The following is a 6,484-nucleotide window of genomic DNA, read 5'->3' as shown; positions in this document are numbered from 1 at the left end:
TTTGGAGTTCATATTTTATCTTTATTAGTAATTCCATCCATTGTATTTCTTTATATTTATAAGAGATACACAAATTTAACTCCAAAACAATTTATTATTGCCAATGTAGTTTCAATACTAGTTTTGGTATTTGTGTTTAAAATGCTATTTCCATATACCTTAAAATATTTTAGTGCACTGGAATTATTTTTTGTAAATTCAATAGGATTGCCTTTTAACTCTGGAAGTATTATTGCCTTCCTCCTTTTAATTGCAGCTTTTTACTTTGGAATAAATTATACTCATAAAAAACAATATGTTGAAGCCAATACACTAATTCTATCTGTACTGTTTATTATGATTGGGTTTTCATCTTGGTTAATGCTACCAATTAGAGCCAATGCAAACACCACTATTAACGAAAATAATCCTTCAAGTGCCCGAGAATTATTAGCTTATTATGATCGTGAACAATATGGTGATGCTAATGTTTTTTACGACACTTATTATTCACTTATTTACAATAGAGATACTGATTCTGAAGATCCAACAAGAGATGATAAGCCGAAATATGAGAAAGATGAAAAAACCAACAAATATGTAATTGTAAATAATTACAAAGATGCCTTACCAAACTGGAGTAACAAACACAAAGGTTTTATTCCAAGAATGGTAAGTACAGATGCCGGAGTCATTAAAAACTACAAATCCATAGCAGGAATTCCTCAAAGCAGTAAAAGAAGGCCCACTTTTATTGAAAACATCAAATTTATGATTGATTTTCAATTTGGCTATATGTATGGAAGATATTTTATGTGGAATTTTGTTGGAAGGCAAAATGATGAGCAAGGTCAACTTGATTTAGAAAATGGAAATTGGCTAAGTGGAATTCAATTTATTGATGAATTACATTTAGGACCACAATCTAATTTACCTTCAGATGTAAAAAATAATAAAGGTAGAAATACCTATTATTTTCTTCCTTTAATTTTAGGAATCATTGGACTTGTTTTTCAACTTAAGAAAAACAAAAACGACTTTTACACACTTCTCTTATTCTTTGCTTTCACTGGTTTAGCCATTATATTTTATACAAATCCTAAACCATTTGAACCAAGGGAACGAGATTATGCCATCGTTGGTTCCTTTTACATTTTTGCTATTTGGGTTGGTTTTGGTGTACTTGCCTTATTTGAATATTTAAAAAAATATGCAAATAAAAACGCAGTAGCCATAGCGGTTACACTAGTTTCATTAGTAGCCGTACCAACATTAATGGCTTTTGAAAATTGGGATGATCATGATCGCTCAAACCGATATACTTCTCATTTAAATGCAAAAGCATATTTAGATTCTTGTGCCCCAAATGCCATATTATTTACTATTGGAGATAATGACACATTCCCTTTGTGGTATATGCAAGAAGTTGAAAACTATAGAACTGATATGAAATTGATTAACACCAGTCTTTTTCAAACCGATTGGTATATAGATCAAATGAAGCGAAAAACATATAAAGCTGATCCTATTCCTTCTCAATTAACACACGATAAATACAAGTTAGGATCTTTGGACGTTGCTTACTTTTTTGAACAAGTTCAGGAAATGAATTATCCTCAATTTAAAGATTCTATTGTTGATATTGATTATTTTATGAAATGGATTGAAAGCGACAAAGACATTACTTTTTATGATTTAGATGATGATGGGATTAAAGAAAAAGTGTTACCTACAACTAAAATTAGAATTCCGGTAAATAAAGAAACTGTTTTAAAAAATGGTATTGTTGCTCAAAAAGATGCTGATTTAATTGTTCCTTATATTGACATTGAAGTTTCAACTGCACTTTCAAAAAATAGAATTTTAATGCTTGATATTTTAGCCAATAACAATTGGGAAAAACCAATTTATTTCACTGGTGGTGCACAAGCTGCTGAAGAATATATTTGGCTAAAAGATTACTTACAATTAGATGGAATGGCATATAGATTAGTACCAATTAAAACTCCAAATGATGGTAATTTCTTTGAGATGGGTCGTATAAATACAGATATTATGTACGAAAATGTGAAAAATTGGGATTGGAGAAACATAACTGATGATAACATTTATTTAGATCCTGAAACCAGAAAAAACTCAGTCTCCTACCGTAACAATATGGAGCGATTGGCTAGAACATTAATTGAAGAAAATAAATTAGAGAAGGCTGAAGAAATTTTAGACATTTCTTTAGAAAAAATGCCTGTACATAAATTTGGACATTACAGTATGTTAATTTCTTATCTAGATTTATACTATAGTTTAGATAAAAAAGAAAAAGCCAGAAAATTAGCTTCCGAATTAAAAACTGCATTACAAGAAAATTTAACCTATTACAGTCAGTTTGATGAGTCTGAAATTGAAAGCGTTTTTAATGAAGTTGAACGTAGTTTGTTAATGTATGACCAAATAGTTAAAACAGCCATTCGTTTTGATGAAGAAACATATGCTAATTCAATTAAAGAAGAGTATGTTGAATACTTAAAATTATTTGATTTTTTAATAAGTAAAGAATAATAATGAAGCCTTATTTAGTAAAAACTCCAAGTCTTGTAAAATTTATTTTCAGAAATTGGGTTTGGAGTTTTTCTAAAAAAGAAAAAGCAATTTATTTAACTTTTGATGATGGGCCAACTCCTGAAATTACAGAATGGACATTAGATCAATTAAACAAATACAATGCAAAAGCTACTTTTTTTTGCATTGGTAAAAATGTACTACAACACCCTGAAATTTTCCAAAAAATAATTGACAATAACCATTCAATAGGTAATCATACTCATAATCACCTTCATGGTTTAAAAACAACAACGGCTGATTATTTAGATAATATTAATAAAGCTGAATCAGCTTTCCAAAAAAAACCAAAACTTTTCCGCCCACCTTATGGAAAATTAAGCTTTTCACAAGCTAAACAGATTAAAGGAAAAGGCTATAAAATTGTTATGTGGGATGTCTTAAGTGCTGATTTTGATACTTCAATTTCAAAAGAAAAATGTTTAAAAAATGTTATTAAACACACTTTAAATGGAAGTATTGTTGTTTTTCATGACAGCGTTAAGGCTAGTGAAAAATTAAAATTTGTACTACCTCAACTTTTAGAATATTATACCTCTAAAGGGTTTTTATTTAAAAGTATTGAATAGTGAAAAAGTAATCATTTAAACAAAAGAGAAATAGAATAGAGAAAAAAACTGATAACTTGTCTCTTAATATCCTTAATTATTTTATTCCCCTTCTGGGGTTAGGGGGCTTTTAAATGTATTGCTCAACTAAACTAATTAAAGTATTTGCATCTTGATTTCCAGATTGACGCCATTTCATTTCACCATCTTTGTAAATTATAAACGTTGGATTTCCTTTAATTCTTAAAGCATTTGCAAGTGTTTCATTTTTTTCAATGTCAATTTTAATCACTTTTGCTTTGTCTCCAAGAGCTGCTGCTACATTTCTTAAAACACTATGTAAATCACTAGAATCCTCCTCCCATTCTGCAAAAAAGTCTATTAAAACAGGAATATCTGAACTAATTAATTCTCCAAATTTTGTCATAATTTTATCATCTTTTCTAACAATAATCAAAAAATAAAGCCTACTGTACTTACAAATGTAACATTTTAATTTGAAAAATGGTTATCTACTTCTTTTTCAAAGTAATTACGGTTATTTCGGGCCAAATACCAACCCTTCCCGGAAATGCTAAAAAACCAAATCCTCTATTCACATTTATAGTGCGACCTATTTCATTATAAATACCTGCCCATTGTTTATATATATACTGAACAGGGCTCCATTTAAAACCAGGAATTTCAATTCCAAACTGCATTCCGTGCGTATGACCACTTAAAGTTAACTGATAATTATTTGCATGATTTTTTACTTCAGTTTCCCAATGTGAAGGATCGTGGCTTAATAATATTTTGAAATCTTCTTTTGAAATTTTTGAAGAAGCTAGGTTTAAATCACCTGCTTTTTTAAAACGAGTCCCCCAGTTTTCGACACCAACCAACGCTATTTTTTCATTCTCTTTTTCTATATAAACACTATCATTCAACAATAAATTAAAACCAATTTGAGGGTGTAACTCTTTTATTGCTTGAAAATTTTGTTCTTTTTCTTCTGGAGTTTTCCAACGTACATATTCGCCATAATCATGATTTCCCAAAACTGAAAATTTTCCTAACGGTGCTTTTAACGATTTAAATAACGGAATCCAGGGAACCATTTCATCAGCAGTATTATTTACAAGGTCGCCCGTAAATAAAATAACATCTGATGCTTGTTCATTTATCAAATCAATCCCTGCACTTATTTTTTCAGCATCATCAAAGCTACCACAATGAATATCAGAAATATGGGTGATTTTAAAATTCTCAAACTTTTTAGGTAAATCATCAAAAAACAACGTGTGTTTTATTACTTGGTAATTGTATTTACCCCTAGCCATACCATATAAAACTGATGCAAATGGAATTGCGGCTAGACCTAATGCCACTTTACTCACAAACTCACGTCTATCCACTAAAAAAGTAGTTGATTTTGAACCAATAAAATAATTAAACCCTCCTTTTAAAATTCTAAAAATATCTTCGCCAAACATAATTATTAGCGCAATTACTTTGGGAACCATAGATAAAATCAACAATCCAAAAGCAAACATAACCGATTGTGGCATGCCTTTTGAATTGTTAAATGTAGTGAGTTGGTAAATCACATTTCCAAAAACAGCTATGGAAAAAAGCCAATAAATCACATAACCTATTTTGTTTTTAGTCACTGTTTTTACACTTTGAAAAGCATAAAAATCAATAAAAAGTACAAATGCAATAAAAATTATCCATCTCATCATAAAAACAAATCTAATTGTATTTTATGAGTATTAAACTTCAAAAGAAATATTTAAGATGTTTTTAACAACTTTTTTAAAACTACTATTTTAACTATATAAAACAAATTACTTTTCTTTCACTACTGGAATAGATTTCTTTAAGTTGTTTTTCATACGTTTAGAAGGTTGGTAATTTAAAATAAACTTTTTAATGCTTTTTCTAGACAATAATTTTGGCTCAAGTTCTGCGGTTCCTTTAAATCCTAATTTAAACCTACCAATATCACCCATATCTACAATATAGCCTTGCTCTAAACTATCTTGCAGTTTATTACCCAACGCTTTTACTACACCAACAACATCGCTTTCGGTTAAGGTGCATTGCTGGCTAATATCATAACAAATTTTATCTAAATCTATAATCCCTTTACTAACTGCCTGCATAATGTATTGAGGCTCATCGGTATTATTTATATTGTTTCTTCTTTTTGTAATTCGATAATGTAACGACATAGCACTATTTTTTTAGGATACTAATTAATTGTTTTTAGTTACTACCAAAAGTAACATTTTTATACTACATTATTAAACAGTAGTTAATTGCTTATTAAACGAGCTTTAGTACTTCATTAAATAAACTATATTGGTTGTTAGTTGGCGCAAAAGTTGTACAAATGCACAAAAAAAATTGTACAACTTTCTTTCAAAAGTTATACAATTTTTTTTAAAAGTTCTATAATAAATAATCTTTACTTTTTAAGATAGCTAAGCAACTATAAATAAGCTATTTGTAATTCAACATATAAAGATACATTTTTTAGTGTTCTTAATTCCTATTTATTTAATTTTTTATGAACATCTTATTTTACAAATGTTGCTCTACTTCCAACAGTATCTATTTGAAAATGAAAATCAAGTGATAATAGTCCTGCATCATTAGTGTATGTATCGGCTGGATTACCTGAATTCCTCCATAAACGGCATATTAATATACTTGAAATTTTTTTATCTGTTCCATCTAAACCAACACCACCTACTGTTAAACTCGTAATCAAGTGTGTTCTTTGTGTAAAAGGGCCAGTTGCTACAGCTGTACTAGTAGTTATTGCAGGAAAAACTGCTGGAGTTGTTGCATCATAATTTACCCAGGTATAATCAAGATTCCATTCAACGTCACCAGATTCAGAAGCATTTGGTGTCCAATGTAAATGTGGATAAACAGTAGTTCCTTCTTTATAACTATGTGGCAATTGAACTTGAAAACTTAAAGATTCCAACCCTTTTGCGTCACGAAAATACCAAATTTGAGGACCGCTAGATTCTCCTGGAAACCAATCAAGAGAAGCTGAACTGGAACCCTTATCCATAGAAACTCTTAAATCATCCCAAACTTCAGCGTCTCCCTCAAACATAAGAGTACCATCAGCTTCAATTTTAGTGTTATTACCACCAGCAATATCTCCAATTTTTGTAACTCCTGCTTTGTCTATAGTCATTCTTTCAACTGAGGCATCTCCAGCAACATTTGCCGTTGAAAAATGTATTTTATCTTCATCGGGAGTTTGCTCTACTTCAATTTTTGTATCGCCATCAGCATCAATAAGTGAAGCTCCTGAAGTCAGTTCCCTCCATGCAGGT

6 protein-coding genes are annotated in these 6,484 nt (G+C 29.9%); 2 read left to right on the top strand and 4 right to left on the bottom strand.

The window, feature by feature from the left end:
* Both ABY863_RS12135 and ABY863_RS12130 read left to right on the top strand, forming a co-directional pair.
* A partial coding sequence (locus ABY863_RS12135; protein WP_372795203.1) for a hypothetical protein occupies positions 1-2,535 on the top strand: 2,535 nt, incomplete at its 5' end.
* 2 nt (positions 2,536-2,537) lie between these two features.
* Positions 2,538-3,164, top strand: a complete 627-nt coding sequence (locus ABY863_RS12130) for a polysaccharide deacetylase family protein (protein WP_372795201.1) — start codon at positions 2,538-2,540, stop codon at positions 3,162-3,164.
* A 109-nt stretch (positions 3,165-3,273) separates the two neighbouring features.
* Here the strand turns inward: ABY863_RS12130 and ABY863_RS12125 are convergent, their stop codons facing one another.
* From ABY863_RS12125 to ABY863_RS12110, 4 genes are all read right to left on the bottom strand, one after another.
* Positions 3,274-3,570 (bottom strand): thioredoxin family protein, encoded by a 297-nt coding sequence (locus tag ABY863_RS12125; protein WP_372795199.1) that lies wholly within the window; start codon positions 3,568-3,570, stop codon positions 3,274-3,276.
* 85 nt (positions 3,571-3,655) lie between these two features.
* Positions 3,656-4,867, bottom strand: a complete 1,212-nt coding sequence (locus ABY863_RS12120; protein ID WP_372795197.1) for a metallophosphoesterase — start codon at positions 4,865-4,867, stop codon at positions 3,656-3,658.
* A gap of 105 nt (positions 4,868-4,972) precedes the next feature.
* A complete protein-coding gene (locus tag ABY863_RS12115; protein WP_372795195.1) occupies positions 4,973-5,359 on the bottom strand; it encodes an HU family DNA-binding protein in 387 nt (128 codons plus the stop codon).
* A gap of 347 nt (positions 5,360-5,706) precedes the next feature.
* Positions 5,707-6,484: hypothetical protein (locus ABY863_RS12110; protein WP_372795193.1), on the bottom strand; the 778-nt coding region annotated here is incomplete at its 5' end.

Source organism: Lutibacter sp., assembly GCF_041562875.1.
Lineage (GTDB): Bacteria > Bacteroidota > Bacteroidia > Flavobacteriales > Flavobacteriaceae > Lutibacter.
This window is presented reverse-complemented; position numbering and strand designations above follow the sequence as displayed.